14 protein-coding genes are annotated in these 17,792 nt (G+C 55.1%); all 14 read right to left on the bottom strand.

Features of this window, described 5'->3' with window-relative positions; genetic code table 11:
* Positions 1-79: 79 nt before the first annotated feature.
* Positions 80-1,207, bottom strand: coding sequence for a hypothetical protein (locus tag AB1724_14380; protein ID MEW6078998.1), 1,128 nt, complete (start codon positions 1,205-1,207; stop codon positions 80-82).
* Positions 1,208-1,341: 134 nt separating this feature from the next.
* Entirely contained in the window at positions 1,342-1,869 is a 528-nt protein-coding gene (locus AB1724_14375) for a DUF6160 family protein (GenBank protein MEW6078997.1), read from the bottom strand.
* Positions 1,870-1,915: 46 nt separating this feature from the next.
* Complete coding sequence (locus AB1724_14370) at positions 1,916-2,551, bottom strand: hypothetical protein (protein MEW6078996.1); 636 nt, start codon at positions 2,549-2,551, stop codon at positions 1,916-1,918.
* 62 nt (positions 2,552-2,613) lie between these two features.
* A complete protein-coding gene (locus AB1724_14365) occupies positions 2,614-3,135 on the bottom strand; it encodes a DUF6160 family protein (protein ID MEW6078995.1) in 522 nt (173 codons plus the stop codon).
* A gap of 457 nt (positions 3,136-3,592) precedes the next feature.
* The gene (locus AB1724_14360; GenBank protein ID MEW6078994.1) at positions 3,593-5,992 is read right to left on the bottom strand and encodes a tetratricopeptide repeat protein; all 2,400 of its coding nucleotides are present in this window, start codon (positions 5,990-5,992) and stop codon (positions 3,593-3,595) included.
* Positions 5,989-7,014, bottom strand: coding sequence for a lysylphosphatidylglycerol synthase transmembrane domain-containing protein (locus AB1724_14355; protein MEW6078993.1), 1,026 nt, complete (start codon positions 7,012-7,014; stop codon positions 5,989-5,991). Before AB1724_14355 ends, AB1724_14360 begins: the two co-directional genes overlap by 4 nt.
* Entirely contained in the window at positions 7,007-7,990 is a 984-nt protein-coding gene (locus AB1724_14350; GenBank protein ID MEW6078992.1) for a radical SAM/SPASM domain-containing protein, read from the bottom strand. Before AB1724_14350 ends, AB1724_14355 begins: the two co-directional genes overlap by 8 nt.
* Before the next feature lie 61 nt (positions 7,991-8,051).
* Entirely contained in the window at positions 8,052-8,534 is a 483-nt protein-coding gene (locus AB1724_14345) for an acyltransferase (GenBank protein ID MEW6078991.1), read from the bottom strand.
* A gap of 4 nt (positions 8,535-8,538) precedes the next feature.
* Entirely contained in the window at positions 8,539-9,471 is a 933-nt protein-coding gene (locus tag AB1724_14340; protein ID MEW6078990.1) for a class I SAM-dependent methyltransferase, read from the bottom strand.
* Positions 9,464-10,444 (bottom strand): glycosyltransferase, encoded by a 981-nt coding sequence (locus tag AB1724_14335; GenBank protein ID MEW6078989.1) that lies wholly within the window; start codon positions 10,442-10,444, stop codon positions 9,464-9,466. Before AB1724_14335 ends, AB1724_14340 begins: the two co-directional genes overlap by 8 nt.
* Positions 10,445-11,488 carry a glycosyltransferase family 2 protein gene (locus tag AB1724_14330; protein ID MEW6078988.1) on the bottom strand — a complete coding sequence of 348 codons (1,044 nt, stop codon included), beginning with the start codon at positions 11,486-11,488 and terminating at the stop codon, positions 10,445-10,447.
* An 87-nt stretch (positions 11,489-11,575) separates the two neighbouring features.
* A complete protein-coding gene (locus tag AB1724_14325; protein ID MEW6078987.1) occupies positions 11,576-13,777 on the bottom strand; it encodes a tetratricopeptide repeat protein in 2,202 nt (733 codons plus the stop codon).
* A 4-nt stretch (positions 13,778-13,781) separates the two neighbouring features.
* Complete coding sequence (locus tag AB1724_14320) at positions 13,782-15,560, bottom strand: tetratricopeptide repeat protein (GenBank protein ID MEW6078986.1); 1,779 nt, start codon at positions 15,558-15,560, stop codon at positions 13,782-13,784.
* A 38-nt stretch (positions 15,561-15,598) separates the two neighbouring features.
* On the bottom strand, positions 15,599-17,788 hold the full coding sequence (locus AB1724_14315; protein MEW6078985.1) for a tetratricopeptide repeat protein: 2,190 nt from the start codon (positions 17,786-17,788) through the stop codon (positions 15,599-15,601).
* Positions 17,789-17,792 lie beyond the last annotated feature (4 nt).

The following is a 17,792-nucleotide window of genomic DNA, read 5'->3' as shown; positions in this document are numbered from 1 at the left end:
ACTGCGGCCTGCGGGCGGGCGTTGGGGATAAGATTCGGACAGGACCGGAGGAACCAGTATGTTCATCAGGGAAGAGTCCTTATTGGCAAATATCCAAATCTTCATTGGTGTAGATGTAAATATTGTTGCCGCCTTTGAGAAAAACATCGAGATCCCGGATATCCATCATGCCGAGTTCCTGATATCGGTTAAAGTCGGGATAATGGGTCTGATCCCCGATCACCTCACCCGGTGCGACGGGAAGTCCCATAGGAGCAAGACCGATACTCATGGCTAAACTGGGACTGGAAATATGAAGGTCATTGAATATGGTGTTTCTCAAGTAAACGGTATCGGGAGGGACAACGATACGGCCGGAATCGGACAGGATGGGGTCGTCTCCGGTAGCGCCGGACTCGAGAAAAACGGCGCCAAAATTATGGGTAGTGTCCTGGAGAGTGATGATGGAAAAAGTGCCATCGCTATTGCGGACCATTTCCATTCTCGGCCTTCGCTGGACCCATTCATACCGGTTATAACTTCTGAATGTGGCCGAACGTTCCAGCAGCACTGTTTTTTCATTTTTGTATTTACCGCCGCCCTTGTGTTCTGTGTAACTTAACGCATAGGGAGGCAGGAATTCCAGGTCAATTCGAACGGGCTGTGTAATGACTTCGCCGTTATAGGAACGGACGAAGTCACCATTTATTTTCTGGTCAGTGGTGATGATGACTTCCCGGGTCCGTGGCCCGGAACCGTCTCCGGAAAAGGTGTTGCCGGCGTTGGGATTGCCCCGGATATAGTCAGTGCCGATCACATTGATCGGGAGCCCCCCCAGAGAGGGGAGGGCCTTTAAAAACCGGTCCACATCCGCCTGGCTTTGAAAGCTGTATTTAAATGTATCATATTGATAATCCATGTAGGGAACATCGGTGACGACAAAGCCGGGCCTGAACCCGCAACCTGCTCCTTCGTTTGTAAAGCCGTCCATATCTCCCCACCAGCTGGGCTCGGGGTCGATATATGCGGAAGAAGGGGTTTCATAAAAAGCGGTCACGCAGTTGTCAGTGGTGCCGGCCGTTATTTCATCGATACACGTATCGGAAAGCAGTTCGGGCGCTACCGTGCCGCCGATGGAAGGGAAAGCGGTTGCGGCAAGAATCAGAAAGGATAAAATCGCCGGTCGGGAAAAGACAGATAATATATTATTTAGATGATAAGACGTCATAGCGCATTACGTCCGATATGGGTAAACCCCGGACAGGCGATGCGATGATCAACGCAGGCACCTGCCCGGGGATTATCCAATTTTTAACTGATGCTATTGCTTTTAAGCAATACCATCATCATCCGACCCGGTTATCAATGAGCCCAGATGTACAGGGCGTCCGGGGTGCCGGCGGTAACACTCAGGCCCCGCAGGTTCAGGATGCCGAGGGTGCCGTCGATGGCGGCTGAAGTATCGGCCAGGCCGACGTTCAGGGTAGCCGGAACGGTGATGGCCATGGTCGTGTTGGGCAGGCTGACCGCGATAAAGGTTTCGGAAGCCGGGATGTAGACAGCGCCGGCGACGTTACAAGAAGCGGCGCCGGTGGTGCCGATATCCAGGACCAGTCTCTCGCCGTCGGCAATGGACTGGGCAATGGTGACGGCGCCGTTGATGATGATCCAGCCGGCGGTGCTGCTGCAGGCGGTCAGACCGTCAGGGTCACCCCAGGCGAGCTGGGAGAAGTCGATGGTGGTGGTGCTGTTGCCGCCAAAGGCGATGGTCACGCCGGCCTGGCCGGTGACACCGCTGAGGTCGCCGCCGGACATCTTTTCCAGAGCCAGGGCGGACATGGGCAATGCCAGCAGGGCGATAATCAATACAGTCAATCCAAATCTCTTCATTATTATTTTCCTCCAAAACAGTAAAGTTTTTAAATGGTCGGCAGCATCAGGGACGGGCCCATATATAACATGTGCTTTTCATGTCGGCCTTATTAATCATCAGGTTTTCAGCGTGCATTATACCGACGATATCCATGGAGCCTGGCGCCAGAGTGGCATCGTTGCTCATCATGACATTAACCGTGTACGGTGTTTGAAGACCGATGGTGGTTTTCGTCAGGCTGAAGGAGAAAAAAGGCGTGTTCGGTGGAACAGTGATCCCCGCGTACGGGGCGCCGCCGGCAACCTGGCAGGTAGAAGCCCCTGTGGTAGCCACATCTACTGTCAGTACTGCGTTCGCCGGAATGGTAGTCCGCAAGTAACCGCTGTTGGACCCGGTGCCGATCAACACGATCCAGCCGGGATTGTCATCCGGGTTGGCGGCCCATACGGCAGCTTTACCGCCCCATCCGTCCGTGTCTCCTTGGCTCAGGGAACGGAAAGACGCCTGCACCGTAACGGCGTCACGAAACGCTATGTTAATGCCGGACTTTCCGGAGACTTGATTCAACTCCGAATAGGTCAGGGCATCCATGCCGTAACCGGGAGGACACCACTGAAAAGCGATTCCCGAAAAGAGAATCGCTCCGGCCAGCGATTTGATCCACTTCTTTCCGACGCTCTTTTTTCTGCCTTTTTCCATGTACGCTGAACCTGTCTTACAATTTTCAGGCCATCATTATCCCCGTACTGCCTTTAGTCGAATTAGTGCGCCCAGATGTACAGGGAGTTCGGAGTTCCGGCCGTAACACTCAAGCCCCGCAGGTTCAGGATGCCGAGAGTGCCGTCAATGGGGCTGGAAGTATCCGCCAGACCGATGTTCAGCGTGGAAGGAACGGTTATCGTCATGGTGACATCAGGCAGTCCGACCGCCACGAAGGTTTCGTTGGCCGGAATGTAGACAGCGCCGCCGACATTACAAGAAGCAGCAGCGGCGGTGGTGCCGATGTCCAGAACCAGGCGCTGGCCGTCGGCGATAACTTGAGTGATGGTGACGACGCCGTTGATGATGAGCCAGCCGGCGGTGCTGCTGCAGGCGGTCAGGCCGTCCGGGTCACCCCAGGCAAGCTGGGAAAAGTCGATGACGGTGGTGCTGTTACCGCCAAAGGCGATGGTCACGCCGGCCTGGCCGGCAACACCGTCGAGCTCGGCGTTGGTAACGGCGTCCATGGCCATTACCGATAGCGGAAGCACTAATAAAAGCAGTGTAACGATTAATTTTTTCATTCAAATTTCCTCCAAAACGGTTAGACAACTGTGGTTTGTTTGACTTCTAACTGATTTTTGTTTCTGTTTTCAGAAACATACCGGCAAGATCCCACCTTGATATTGCTCAGTGGGCCAGCGGTTTCCTACCCCTTTGCATCACCCCCTTTCGCGAACGTAAACACTGTTTAGCCGTTTACGTTAAAAAACTTTTTTATGTTACCCTTTATATTTTTTCTCTGTCAAGCTTTTTTTGTTTCCCCCGTCGCTGGCTTCCGTCGCTGATGGTAGCCAAAAGAATAAGAGCAAATTCAATGCCATTTGGCTCTCCCAGCGACTGTTTTTTAAAATCAACTATTTCGTTATGTTGGACACCGGGAACGGAACCGGTCAATTGATTGAGAATCAAAAAGCCAAATTTCTGCCGCTTTTTGTCCCGGGCGTGACAAAAAGCGGCATCTCTCCCTTCTGTCGGCGATCATATCCCCGGTTCGGCGGGCAGCAATGGCATCAGGGTTTTAAAATAGTCCGAATTCCGGATGTTGTTCAGGTCAGGATCGGCTCTCAGGTGGTCCCAATGGTCATATCCGAGAGATACGGCTCTCCTGAGATGGTCGATGGCGTTTCCCGGGTTGTTCATTCGAGCATACAGGCAGGCCAGATTATAATGGATCATGGGGTTGTCCGGTTCCGCCGCCGCCATCTTTTCGGCCAGAATCGCGGCCTCTTCCAGTTTCTGCGCATCAATCAGATCCATTAACAAATGCCGGAGCATGGCCCCGTCTTCCCTCTTCAGGTCGGTGCTTTCCTCAATCAGGGGTATGACTTTATCCGATTGCCCGGTTTTCAGAAACAGCGATGCCAGATTGTATCGGGCCAGGTGGTAGGTCGGTGCCAGCTCCAGCGCCTGGCGATAGTGGCCAACGGCCTGAATGATGTCGCCCTGTCTTTCGGCCGCCAGTCCCAGGTTATTGTGGGCTTCGGGCATCATGGGCGCGGCCGCCAGCGCCATCTGAAATTCCCGGGAGGCGTCTTCGTACCGGTTCCGGTCGAGCAGGACCAGCCCCAGGCTGTTGTGGAGTCCAGGATGGTCGGGATTTTGGGACAGGCCGTGTTTCAGGATGTCGATGGCTTCATCCATTCTGTCCAGACGGTGAAGCGCGATGCCGAGGTTGTTGGATATTCCCGGATCGCCAGGATTCAGGGCGGCGGCCTTTTCCAGCCACTCCAGCGCTTCTTTTTCCTGACCACGGTCGAGCAGCAGTCCTCCCAGATTGAGCAAGGCTTCGACACAAACCGGATCAAGGGCGATGATTTGCCGCAGCTGGGCTATGGCGTCATCCGGCCGGCCCAGCTCTTTCAGCAAACCGGCCAGGTTGTATCGGGCCTGGATGTTGAGGGGATTGTTTTCCAGGGCTGTCCGGAAAAGGTCTATGGCCTGATCGGGCCGGCCCAGACGCATCAGGGCGACCCCCAGGTTCACGCGGGCGGAATCAAGGGACGGGTCCTTAGCCAGGGCGGTGTTAAAGGATGACACCGCCTGTTCGGTATCGCCCGCGGCCAGGAGGGCCTGGCCCAGATTGTTACCGGCCTCGGCCACGTCAGGTGCCTTGGCGACATTGTCGCGCCAGAGCAGAACGGCGTCGTTCCAGGCGGAATTGCGTTGCCAGGTCCATAAACCGCAAACGGCGATGAGAAGGCAGAGAATTGCCACGGCTATGTTGCGTGTGCGGGATGGCGCGGTCACCAGCGCGGTCAGGGCAATAAACGGAAAAATGGACGGCAGGTAGGTCCGATGCTCATACGCTATCGCCAGACCCAGCACCGAAGACTCGATGACCAGGGTGATCAGAAACCAGAAAACAGAGAAGGACAGCAACCGGTGTCTGGCGGACAGGCGGAGGCCGCACAGGGCAAGGGCGATGAGGCCCATGAAGGCCGTTGCTGTTGTCAGGGGCTTAAAGCAAGAGGCGGAGACGGGAAAGTCATAGAGCAGGATCAGCCGGTCCGGGTGGGGGAAGAACAGGAGGCTGATATAGTAGAGCACCACGGCCGGTTCGGTTAACAGCCGCTGGACTGGAGTGAAATCGTGTTTCTGATAGTCTTTTAGAATCTGGTCCACCGGGCTGGTTCCCAGCAAAACGGCCGCCGGCAACAGGCAGGCGACGGCCGCCAGGCCGATCCAGCGGAGCCGGCGTTTCAGCCAGAACGGGTCACGATTCTGAAAAAAATACCATTCATAGAGAAACAGGATAACCGGCAGGACGGCGACGATCTCCTTGGAAGTCAGACCGGCCAGGCCGGCGGCCAGGCTGAAGACGTAGAGCGGAACCCGCCGGATCAGACCCCGTCCGGTCCGGTCTGCCGTTCGAGCCCGGATATAAAGGAACAGGGACATCATAAAGAACATGGCCGCCAGGGAATTCATGCGCTGGATGGTGTAGGTGACCGACTGGGTATGGACGGGGTTGACCAGCCACAGGGCCGCGGCCATGAGTGGCGCGGGCGTGTTTCCCGCGCCGCACAGTCGCAGCGTCTGCCTGGCGACCAGGAACATCAGCAGGGCCGTGACCACATGAATGAGCAGGTTGACGGCATGATAGCCCCGCACGTCGTAACCATGGAGATAGTAGTTCAAGGCCAGCGTCAGGTTGGCCATGGGACGGGTGGGAACGGGACTGTTGAGCACGTCCAGGATGCTGTCACAAGTTACGGCGGTCATCCGGATGTGGGTGTTTTGAGTGATGTTGAGCCGGTCGTCAAACACGAAGGGCGCGTCGGATATGTTGGCGTAGACCAGCAGGGCGATGAGGACCAGGATGGCTGCCGATGGCAGCATTCGGCGGGTGGCAGCGGCTGTTGATAATAGAATGTTCATGGCTGCTTTTTTATCTTTATGGAATAGCCCTTCCATTTGAGAATATACATGCTGAACCATCCCAAGAGAGATATCGCCAGGCGGAGCAGAATCAGGCTGGCGATAAACAGGACGATATTTTCATGCGGGCAGCCGTAATAGGCTAAAAGCCCCGTCAGGGCCACATCCCTGGTACCGATGCCGGCAAAATTCAATGGAACGACGACGGCGATGGTGGCCATGGTGTCCACCATGATCAGTTCCACGGGACGGATCGGGAGAGAAAAACATTTCGCCAGCAGAAAAAGCGTTATGTAGTAAGCGGAGAAAGCGGCAATCGAGAAAATCGACATGCGTACAAAAATGCGGCAGTTATATTTTCCCGGATCAGCAGAGACCAACAAACGAATTTTGCCGCCCAACGCAGCAAACCTTCCGCCTTCAAAGGAGTTTCTGAATCCGTGCTGAAGCCAGACAAGCAGTTGCCATACAGCACAAGGCAGCACGACAAGGAATACGCCCCATATTTTCCAGATATCAGAAGGGCTTGCCTTCGATAAAACAAACAGCAGGGAGATGAAGCCGAGTCCAAGAGGGATAACCCAGTCAAATAATTTGTCCAACAGTAACAACCGGACCATTTGGCCCGAGTTTTTGAATTCTTCTTTGAGATAGAGCCCGCGGACCGCGATGGACAGACCGGAAATAAAATTGTTCAGAAAAATATCGACCAGGTACATTAAAAAGAGGCTGGTCCCTTTGGTCGTGATGAAGAAATCTTTAAGAAGGCTGCGCCAGCGGAGAACCCTCAATAGTACGACTATTACGGCGATGAGATAACCGATGACAAGCAAGCCCGGATCGGCTCCCTTGAGGAGATTGTTAACCGCATTCAGCTCAATGTGCTTTGAATAAATGAAACCGGCTGCCAACAGCAGACCGGCGGAAATCATCTGCCTGATCCAGTAATGGATTCTGGACTTTTCTGTTGAGCCGGCGTTTATCGTATTCATTCTTTTAAAAATGGTAGCGCTGTCAGCCATAAAATTCATTGCAATGGGAGCATAACTTCGGAAATTGACCCCGTATATGCAGTCGGCGCAGCCGGCGCATTGCCGGGCCGTTGAATATTTTTCCCACGCTTTCCAGTTTTGCATCGCCCAAAATCAATTCGCCTTCAGCATCCACACAGCATGGCACGACCCGGCCGTCAGAAAGGACAACCATGCGTCGCCACAGATGCATACAGCGCTTTTTCCGACGGTTTTCCTTCTGACTTACCAGCGGTTGGGCGGTAACAAGGTCGACTCTGGTCTCCCATTCCCGGCGGACTTCTTTTTCTCCTCCCCCCGTTGTTTGTTCAAATATAACGACGTTGATTTCCACGAAAGGCTTTTCAGCGTGATTCTCCCGCAATTTCAGAAAATTGATGATATTCGCCCTGATCTTGTCGTAAGGCATGCCTCTGACTTGTTCATAGACCTGGCCCACTCCGTCCAGGCTGAAGGTGACAACGCTGACCTTGGAATCCAGCAACTCGGATGATTTCTCCTGGTCCAGCAGGGTGGCATTGCTTACTATGGTCGCGATTAGCCCTTTTTCGCGTGCCAGCTCAATCATTCGGAAAATATCCTTGTGCAGCAGCGGTTCGCCCCATCCGGTCAAATGTACCCGTTCCAGAACAGGGGAATGATCCAGAATACGGGAAAAAAGGCCCATGTTCATTTTTTCCTTTGGCCTTTTCATCCCCCGGTTTACCGGACATTGCAGACAACGGATATTGCACTGGTTAAGAGGTTCCACCGTGAGGCTGGTATACCCGAATGAACGATCCGAACGAACAGAATAGTAAAAGATGTTTATGGCCTCAATTATTGCGCCTTTAATGCTGCCGATTTTGTGCGGGACTGTTTTCCGGTAACGGCCATGCCCTGTTGCAAGGCCGGCAATTATTCCCAAGGATTTCAACAACGCCCCCTCAAGCTGTCTGCCAAATCTTGAGACGCGCCGTCGTTTCATCGCCTTCTGTAATTGATCCATCTGATCGTCCTCATGTCGTAACCTGTAATGGACCTGATATTCACATTTCCCTCCTTGATCTCCGGGGTCTTATCACTTTAGCTGGAGATCCCATCGCTATCACCATGGGAGGGATGTCTGAAGTCACTATCGCCCCCGCTCCGATCACCGTTCCTTTGCCGATGGTAACCCCCGGCATAATCATTGCGTGCGACCCGATCCAGACATCATCCTCAATTACAACCGGCTTTGAAATTTTTGAGAAATACATATGTTCCGCCTCCGGATTGTGGGTCAGGCTGGTAATCGCTGTGTGCGATCCTATCATAACGCGATTGCCGATGGTTATTCCTCCGTGCCCCCACATATGAACAAACGCCGCGATGGAAACGTCGTCCCCGATGGTGATGTTTTTTTTCCCGCGCAATCGGCAGGGGGGATCCACATATACTCTTCTGCCGTAACTGTGCAACCCCATCAGCAGAAAAAAATTCACTATCTCCACGATAATGTCCATCAGTGACTTTTTAAGACTGGTTGTCATATTTTTACTGATAACTCCTGTAAATACTTCTCATGATTCCCCCTTTTCCCGACAGACTTTCTATGAGAGCCAGAGGGAGAGCAGCAACCTGCATCCCCAGGTAGACAAAAAGGATCCATGATGAACTTTTGTGTCTGATGTTCCTCGGGTCAAATGAGGGAAAGAGGCTGACCACGATACCCGCCATGGAACTTCTCATGGAAAAAAAAGATCGTTTATAAAGAGTGACGCCCGCCTGTCCGGCCAGAGAATCAAGGGTAGCCGGTCCGAAATGGGTTAAATGAATCGGAATGTCCAGCGGATACCAGTGCTGCCTGAAAACAGCGAACTGCCAGCTGTCTATATTGGGGACTTCTATGAAAACGAACCCCCCCGGATTCAGGATCGATACCGCTCGCCGCAAATTGTCCGCTGGAGACAGGACATGCTCCAGCACATTGTTGAAAATAATCGCGTCGTAGCGTTTGTTCAGTTCGATTTCCGTAAGATCCCCCGGGTATCCTTTGACGCCAAGTGTTTCAGTAACCAATGAAAGCATCTGGTGAGAATATTCGGTTACCTCCACCTGGAAATCATGTTCCAGCAGGATACGGCTTAATTGACCGGCTCCGCAACCGACTTCCAGGACGGTCGCACGGGGGGGGAGAACCTTTACAAGCGGGCGTATGACCTGTTTCAGCCGCCATGAATTAAACCCGGCCACCAACCGCTTCAGCCCTTTTTTTTTCTTGTCGATATCTGTCTCACTCCAATAATACGCGTCATAGGCTTTGGTAAGGGCATCCAGGGTCGGCCTCGGGCAGGTAAAAACCGTCCGGCATTCTCCGCACTGAAATAATTGATAGATCGTATTGTCCTTTCCCGGAAAAGTGGACTTATGGAAAAGGACTCCTTTTTCGTTACAAACGGGACATAAAGATGCCTGATTTTCATTCATGAGTGGACCTGTTAAGGAAAGACAACTCCTGGATATGTTTTCGAGAGGCCCCCGATCTCAAGTTTCGGTAGATCCAGTAGGGCAGGAGCATGCCAAACAGCGGGAGCATCAGGGCCACCGCCACTGTCGCTTTTTTTTTCATTTTTTCGGACAGGGGCAGGAAATCGATTTTTCGAAACAGACCGTAAAACAGGTCGGGAACAATTCGCATAAAGGAGAGAAAAGAAAGATTGATGGCATAGACCGTGATGCGATTGGCGCTGACCCGGGCAAATTTTTTTAACTGGCTTAATCCCGATCCCCGGATGGGTCTCTGGTTGTGATACAGAATCGCGGCTGGTTCAAAGCTGAGCCGCCATCCTTTTGACAGAATCCGCAACGACAGGTCCAGGTCCTCGCAATAGGCGGTCCCCCCCCACAGATCCTCAAAAAACGGATCTTCGCCTTCCAGGGCTTCCCGGCGGACAAAACACCCGCCGCCGCTGATAAATCCGGTGTCGCGGCTGGAGGACTCCGTATCCCGGTAATCGGCGAAGCCATAACGGTTCAGAAAGTATCCGCAGCCGGCGGCGGGCCGTTCTCCGTCAATAAACCGCTGCAGATCCATTACCCAGGGCATGATCATGTTGCTGTTTATCCCCCCCAGGCGCGTTTCCTGTTCAAACCGGTTCAGTCCTGCGGAGATGAATTTCGGATCCAGGACCGTATCGGCATTGATGAAAACCAGAACGCTGCCGGTGGCGTGCTGGACGGCGATATTGTTGCATTTTGAAAAACCGACATTCTCTCCGGACAAAAGCAGCATCCGGGGATAATGCGCTTTGACCCAGGCGCAGGTATCGTCCCGGGAGCCGTCATCCCTGAGGATGACCTCCAGTTCGTGGTGGCCCAGTTCCTGCCGCTCAACACTCGGCAGCAGCAGGCGGAGGTCTTCCAGATTATTATAGGCCGGAATAATCACGCTCGCTTTCATCTATCGCCACCAGCTCCTGATGACAATTTTCGCGAAATTAAGACCGTAAAACCAGTTCCGTCCCTTCTTGCTCTTGCCGTATTTGCGTTTCATTATGGTGACCGGCGCTTCGCGGATCCGGAAGCCGGCCTTGGCGGCGTTGATGATCAGTTCACTGGTGTGAAACTGGTCTTCGTCCAGGGGGATGCGCCGGACCACATCCATTTTGAAGGCCCGGAATCCGCTGGACGGGTCGGTGATGGCAAGCCCGGTCAGCCGGTTGATGATAAAACTGAAGAAATAGACCCCGGCCAGCCGGAAGAGACTGTCCTTTTCCCGGGAGCCGACAATACGCGAGCCGATAACGATATCGCTTTCATTTTCCAGCAGTGGCCGGAGAAGGCCGGGGATCTCTTCCGGGTTGTGCTGGCCGTCCGCGTCCATGGTGACGCAGATGCCGATGCCGGCTTTTTTCAGGATATCATACCCCATCCGCAGCGCGGCGCCGCCCCCCCGGTTGATGGGGCTCCGGACCGCCAAGGCCCCGGCGGAAATCGCGCCGTCAAAGGTGTCGTCCTCGCTGCCGTCGTCGACCACCACCACGCCCAGCTTCAGATCCCCCACCTTTTCGGGAATGCGGGGAATGACCTCCCGCAGATTGGCGGCCTCGTTGTAGGCCGGGATAATCACGGCCGCGTCACACCCGGCCAGTCCGCCGCGGATTTTTTCCAGGTGGTCGGCAATGCTCACGGCCCGCACCAGCCGGTCAAACTGATATTTTTGCTTTAAAAATGAGGTGCGCAGCAGAATGAGGGAAAACCACAGGATGATGACCGCGAAGATCAGCAGGGCCAGCAGCCGTCCTTTTTCCGCGTCGTCCAGGGCCAGCATGCGCTGGAGGATATTGATCAGGGCGGGGTTCAGGGAGAGGGCGGAGAGGAACAAACCCGAGGCGGCAAAGAGGAAAAAATTCGCCCGGTTCCATCGCTGGCCGCGAAAGATGCGGAAGCTCAGAATGAAAAGGGCAAAACCCGCGATCATTCCGATCAGCCTGAGGTTTGACATTCACGTTTCCCCGTGTGGTTGAATTTTCAAGACCGCCTGTATTTTTATCTTAATCGCAGGTGCCGGGGGAGTCAATCATTCCCGCGGCTAATTTTTTAATATCGTCGCTTCCCGGTCCGGAAACAGCCCCTGAAAATAGTCGGTATCATGAATATTTTTCAGATCCGGATCACTTTTTAAATGATCCCACCGGTCATAGCCCATGTCCACGGCTTTTTTCAGCTCGGCCACCGCCGCTTCCTTTTTCCCCTGAAGCGCAAACGCGCAGGCCAGGTTGTAAGACGCGATCGGGTTCCCCGGCAGCAGATCCGCCAGACGGGTCAGAAAGGGAATCGCTTCCGCGTACCTGCCTTGCATGACCAGGACGGTGGACAGGTTGTTGAGGACAAGCACCGACCCGGGATTCAGCCGGTCGGCCTGCACCAAATGCTGGCTGGCGCGCTCCAGATCCTGTCGTTGAAACCAGGCCGTGCCCAGATTGAAGTGGGTGGTATCGTTTTTCGGGTTCAGCCGCAGGGCCTGTTCATAGTATCCGATGGCTTCATCGATTCGTCCCAGCTGCGACATAACCAGTCCCAGATTGTTATATGCTTCGTCATATTCAGGGTTAATGCGGATGGCCCATTCGATATGGTAACGGGCGCCTTCCAGATCGCCTTTTTTAATTAAAACGGCGCCGAGGTTGTTATGGGCGGTTTCGTAATCCGGATAAATATGAAGAGCCTTTTGGTAATATACGATGGCTTCGTCGAGTCTCTGCAGATGCTGCATGGCGGAACCCAGGTTGCTGTAAGCCTCGTGATTGTCCGGCGCCAGGGAAATGGCTTTTTCCATATACGGCAGGGCTGCGGCGGGGCGTCCCAGGTTGACCAGGATCCCGCCGATATTGGTGTAGGCTTCATCGTAATCAGGTTCGAGCCGGGCCGCTTTCTGAAACCACTCCAGGGCCTTTTCCGGCTGATCGTGTTTCTGGAAGGCCATGCCGACTCCAAGGGCAGGCCTGGCTTTCCGTGGAGATTTGCCGGCGCAATCCCGCCAGAAATCGAGCGCGTCGGTCCATAAGGCATTGTATTGATATGTCCAGACGCCGCCGGTGATCATTACCAGGCCAAAGCCGATGACGGCCGCGTGCCGGGGAAGACGCCGGAGCAGGAGTGTCGTAATGAGGAGAACGGGAAACAGGAAAGGCAGGTAAGTCCGGTGCTGAAATATGATGGCCAGACCGATCACCGAGGATTCGATGACCAGATTGCCCAGGAACCAGAGAATGGAAAAAGACAGCAGCCGGTGCCGTCCGGGTTTGTAAAAGGCCGCTGCCAGCAGCGCGGCAATGGCCGCCATGGCCAGACCGCTGCCGGCCGGTCCCAGCGATGAAACGGAGAGCGGAAAATCACAGTCCACGTTAAGCCGGGACGGGTGCGGGAAGAACAACAGTGACAGATAGTAGACGATCACCCGCGGTTCGGTCAGAAGCCGTTGCAGCGGCGTAAACGGCTGTTTGTCGTATGAGGCGAGGATGCCGCCGATAGGATCGCCTTTGAGGTACAGCATGGCGATGGATAGGAAGACTGCCACGACCAGGACGATCCACTTGATCCGGGTTTTCAGCCAGGCGCTGTCCAGGTTCCGGAAGAAAAACCATTCGTACATGAATATGCAGACCGGCAGAGTGGCGGCAATTTCCTTGGAAAAAACGGCCAGCAGTCCTGAAACCGCGCATCCGCAGAACAGGAGAAGGCGTTTTACCTTATCTCCTCTGCCGTTTTGCCGCGTCAGCCGGGCCTGAATATAAAGGTACAGACCCAGCATGAAGAACAAGGTCGCCAGGGAGTTCATGCGCTGGATGATATAGGTGACGGACTGCGCGTTAAGGGGATGGATCAGCCAGGCCGCGGCAGCCAGTTCCGGGATCGCGCCCCTTCTGACCCCGGCCAATTGCAGGGTGGGACCGGCGATAAGAAACAGCAGCACGGCAATGGCCAGGTGGATGGTGATATTGGTCAGGTGATAGCCGGTGGTGTCGTAACCGGAAAAGTAATAATTCAGGGCGAAAGAGAAATTGGCCACGGGCCTGAACGGGCAGGGCCCTCTGGTGGCGCCGATAATCCGCTCCAGGGAAGGCTCCGTCATGCGGATATGGGGGTTTTGAGTAATATTGGGAATATCGTCGAACAAAAAAGGCGCTTCCAGGGTATGGGCATAGGTCAATAAAGCGGTCAATGCCAGGAGAATGACACCTGCGAACAATCGAAGCCGCGACTGTTTGTTATCTGGGTAAGAACGGATCATGGTTTTACGGGCCCTCTGTCAAGCGGTTTTCAGTCTTCAAGATTACCCCCAGATTATAACACGCGTCAATATTATCCGGATCAAGTTCAACCGCTTTATGAAAAAATACAACCGCCTCATCAATTTCGCCCTGGGCCGCTAAAGCCGCTCCCAAATTGTTATAAACACTTACCAGATTCGGATCTTTCGGGTCCGGTGCCGACAGCAGACCGGTTCTGTAATGCCTGATTGCTTCAAGGCGGCACCCCGTTTTATAAAGCGCGAATCCCAGGTTAAAATGGGCGTTGACGTAATCGGGGTTCAGGCGCAGGGCAGCACGGCAATGGTCGATGGCCTCCGCGTATCTCCCGGCCCCGACCAGGGCAGCGCAAAGATTGTTGTGAACACTGGCAACGTCGGGATTAACAATCGCGCGCAGGGCAATCCGGAAATGGCTGATGGCCGCCTCATATTGTCCGGCCCGGCTTAAAGCGATTCCCAGGTGGTTGTGTGTATTAGAATCGTTCGGTGTTTTGGCCAGGCTGTCCTGCCAGAACCTTGCGGCATCATTCCAGACGGCGTTGCGCTGGTGTGTCCAGAAGGCGCAGATGACGATCAGGACTCCTGAAATGATAAAAGACCGCTTTTGCGCCGGCAGCCTGTGGAACAACAATGCCGTCATGGCGATCAGCGGGAAGACCGACGGCAGATAAGTGCGGTGTTCATAGATCAGGGCCAGGCCGATGACCGATGATTCGACGGACAGGGTGATCAGAAACCAGAGAACGGCAAAGGAAATCAGCCGATGCCGTCTGGCGCCGTACACCGCCGCCAGGGTAAGCATGAGCATGGCGGCCAGGGCCGGGGCGGTGGAAAGGGGATCGATGGGCGTTCGCGACAGGGGGAAATCGTAATTGATGACCAGCCGGCCCGGGTGGGGAAAGATCAGCAGGCTGATATAGTAGACGACCACGCCGGCTTCGCTCAACAGCCGCTGTCCCATGGTGAACCCCTGCTGGTCGTAGAGATCATTGAGTATTCCGGCCAGGGAGGTCTCCCGCATCAGAAAAAGGACCAGCGCCGCGGCCGCGGCCGCCGCAATCCCCATCCAGGGAAGCTGCTTTTTCAGCCAGGTCCGGTCCAGGTTCTGAAAGAAGTACCATTCATACAGCAGCAGAACCACCGGCAGGGTGACGGCGTTTTCCTTGGAGGCCAGGGCGAGGGCGGTCGCCGCCAGGCAGAGGACGTACCCCAGGGCGTCCCGGACGCGGCCGTGGCTCCCGCCGGTCTTCATCCGTGTCCGGATATACAGGTACAGGGCCAGCATATAGAACATGGCCGCCATGGCGTTCATACGTTGGACGATATACGTGACCGACTGGGTGTGAACCGGGTTGACCAGCCACAGGGCCGCGGCCAGCAGCGCGGCCGGGTCGTTTCCGGCATTGCACAGGCGCAGGGTGCGCCGGGCGACCAGGAACACGAGCAGGGCCGTGATGAGATGAATGATCAGGTTGACGGCATGAAAGCCCCGGACGTCATACCCGTGAAAATAGTAATTGAGGGCAAAAGTGAGGAAGGCCAGGGACCGGGTGGAGGTGAGCACTTCCATCAGGCGGGAGGCGCTTCCCGGAATGGACGGCGTGAACCGGATCCGGGCGTTCTCGACGATATGGGGCAGATCATCGAAAACAAACGGCGTGGTAAAGGTGTTGGCGTAGGTCAGCAGCGCCAAAACCGCCATCAGGATTATCGCCGCCATTGTTCGGGAAACGGAGGGGGTGTCGGCATATGGTTCCGTCATAAAGAGTTCGTTCCCGAGGGTAAAGCCGGTTTGTTTGGTTATCGTTTCAGGAGCGTTTGGTAATACGTCGTGTCGGAGATGTTCTCCAGATCCTTGTCGGCTTCCAGATGGTTCCAGTTATTATAACCGTTTTCCACGGCTTCTTGAAGCTTTTCTAAGGCTTTTTCTTTTTCATTCAGACGCGCGTAGAGACAGGCCAGGTTGTAAAATACGGTCGCCTTGTTCGATATCTGTGTCGCCAGTTTTTCAAATATCTCCGCGGCATCGCCGATGCGGCCCGCGTCGGCGTATGCATTTCCCAGGGCATTAAGGTATAAGGCCCGGTCGGGCTCAAGTGTCAGGGCATTTTCATACCAGAAGACGGCCTGGTCTGTCATGCCGGCGGCCTGGCTGATCTGTCCTGTTTCATAGGCCAATTGCGAATTTTCAGGTTGCGCCTGGGCGGCGGTTTTCAACCGGTCGATTTCCCTGCCGTATTTGCTGACGACTCTCTCGATGGTTTTAATGTTGGCGATTGCTCCCTGATGATAGGGGTTGACGGCCAGCGTCTTATTGAAATAAGCCAGCGCCAGTTCTGTGTCGCCTTTTATGAACCAGGCGTTTCCCAGGTTATTGAACGCTTTGTCCAGATACGGGTGTATTTCCAGGGCGCGGAGGTTGCTTTTTATGGCCTCATCGGTCCGCCCCAGGCGCATCATGGCGATGCCCAGATTGAGATGGGCATTCACAAACTCGGGATAAGCGGCGATGGCCTGTTGTGAACAGTCGGCTGCTTCCTTATAGCGGTTTTGCAGCAGCAGCAGTTCGCAGCTGTTGGACAGGGCGATGACGGCCGTTTCCTGTTGTGGTTTGGAATGCTGCCATGCCCGGGTATAGCAGTCCATGGCCTGGTCGATTTCACCCTTGTCCTTGTAAATAATGCCGAGATTGACATAGGGAATCGCCAATCCGGGGGATTTGGCGACGGCGTCCTGCCAGAAGGAGAGATCGTCGCACCAGATGCTGTTTCTGCGCCAGGTCCAGAGGCCGCTGACGGCGATGGCGGCGCACAGAAGAACGACGGCCGCTGGCCGGGGCCGGAGGTGCCGGACCGCAAGTGCCGTCATGGCGATCAGCGGGAAGACCGACGGCAGATAAGTGCGGTGTTCATAGATCAGGGCCAGGCCGATGACCGAGGATTCGACGGACAGGGTGATCAGAAACCAGAGAACGGCAAAGGACATCAGCCGATGCCGTCTGGCGCCGTATACCGTCGCCAGAACGAGCATGAACAGGGCGGCCAGGGCCGGGGCGGTGGAAAGCGGATCGATGGGCGTTCGCGACAGGGGGAAATCGTAATTGATGACCAGCCGGCCCGGGTGGGGAAAGATCAGCAGGCTGATATAGTAGACGACCACGCCGGCTTCGCTCAACAGCCGCTGTCCCATGGTGAACCCCTGCTGGTCGTAGAGATCATTGAGTATTCCGGCCAGGGAGGTCTCCCGCATCAGAAAAAGGACCAGCGCCGCGGCCGCGGCCGCCGCAATCCCCATCCAGGGAAGCTGCTTTTTCAGCCAGGTCCGGTCCAGGTTCTGAAAGAAGTACCATTCATACAGCAGCAGAACCACCGGCAGGGTGACGGCGTTTTCCTTGGAGGCCAGGGCGAGGGCGGTCGCCGCCAGGCAGAGGACGTACCCCAGGGCGTCCCGGACGCGGCCGTGGCTCCCGCCGGTCTTCATCCGTGTCCGGATATACAGGTACAGGGCCAGCATATAGAACATGGCCGCCATGGCGTTCATACGTTGGACGATATACGTGACCGACTGGGTGTGAACCGGGTTGACCAGCCACAGGGCCGCGGCCAGCAGCGCGGCCGGGTCGTTTCCGGCATTGCACAGGCGCAGGGTGCGCCGGGCGACCAGGAACACGAGCAGGGCCGTGATGAGATGAATGATCAGGTTGACGGCATGAAAGCCCCGGACGTCATACCCGTGAAAATAGTAATTGAGGGCAAAAGTGAGGAAGGCCAGGGACCGGGTGGAGGTGAGCACTTCCATCAGGCGGGAGGCGCTTCCCGGAATGGACGGCGTGAACCGGATCCGGGCGTTCTCGACGATATGGGGCAGATCATCGAAAACAAACGGCGTGGTAAAGGTGTTGGCGTAGGTCAGCAGCGCCAAAACCGCCATCAGGATTATCGCCGCTCCGGTGTGGAGGCTATTGAATTTGTTGAAGGAAGACGTCGCCATGCCG

The organism is Thermodesulfobacteriota bacterium (assembly GCA_040753795.1).
Taxonomy (GTDB): domain Bacteria; phylum Desulfobacterota; class Desulfobacteria; order Desulfobacterales; family Desulfosudaceae; genus JBFMDX01.
This window is presented reverse-complemented; position numbering and strand designations above follow the sequence as displayed.

Coding starts and splice junctions, on each gene's coding strand:
- AB1724_14380 (MEW6078998.1), bottom strand. CDS start 1,207: ATGACGTCTTATCATCTAAATAATATATTATCTGTCTTTTCCCGACCG.
- AB1724_14375 (MEW6078997.1), bottom strand. CDS start 1,869: ATGAAGAGATTTGGATTGACTGTATTGATTATCGCCCTGCTGGCATTG.
- AB1724_14370 (MEW6078996.1), bottom strand. CDS start 2,551: ATGGAAAAAGGCAGAAAAAAGAGCGTCGGAAAGAAGTGGATCAAATCG.
- AB1724_14365 (MEW6078995.1), bottom strand. CDS start 3,135: ATGAAAAAATTAATCGTTACACTGCTTTTATTAGTGCTTCCGCTATCG.
- AB1724_14360 (MEW6078994.1), bottom strand. CDS start 5,992: ATGAACATTCTATTATCAACAGCCGCTGCCACCCGCCGAATGCTGCCA.
- AB1724_14355 (MEW6078993.1), bottom strand. CDS start 7,014: ATGGCTGACAGCGCTACCATTTTTAAAAGAATGAATACGATAAACGCC.
- AB1724_14350 (MEW6078992.1), bottom strand. CDS start 7,990: ATGAAACGACGGCGCGTCTCAAGATTTGGCAGACAGCTTGAGGGGGCG.
- AB1724_14345 (MEW6078991.1), bottom strand. CDS start 8,534: ATGACAACCAGTCTTAAAAAGTCACTGATGGACATTATCGTGGAGATA.
- AB1724_14340 (MEW6078990.1), bottom strand. CDS start 9,471: ATGAATGAAAATCAGGCATCTTTATGTCCCGTTTGTAACGAAAAAGGA.
- AB1724_14335 (MEW6078989.1), bottom strand. CDS start 10,444: ATGAAAGCGAGCGTGATTATTCCGGCCTATAATAATCTGGAAGACCTC.
- AB1724_14330 (MEW6078988.1), bottom strand. CDS start 11,488: ATGTCAAACCTCAGGCTGATCGGAATGATCGCGGGTTTTGCCCTTTTC.
- AB1724_14325 (MEW6078987.1), bottom strand. CDS start 13,777: ATGATCCGTTCTTACCCAGATAACAAACAGTCGCGGCTTCGATTGTTC.
- AB1724_14320 (MEW6078986.1), bottom strand. CDS start 15,560: ATGACGGAACCATATGCCGACACCCCCTCCGTTTCCCGAACAATGGCG.
- AB1724_14315 (MEW6078985.1), bottom strand. CDS start 17,788: ATGGCGACGTCTTCCTTCAACAAATTCAATAGCCTCCACACCGGAGCG.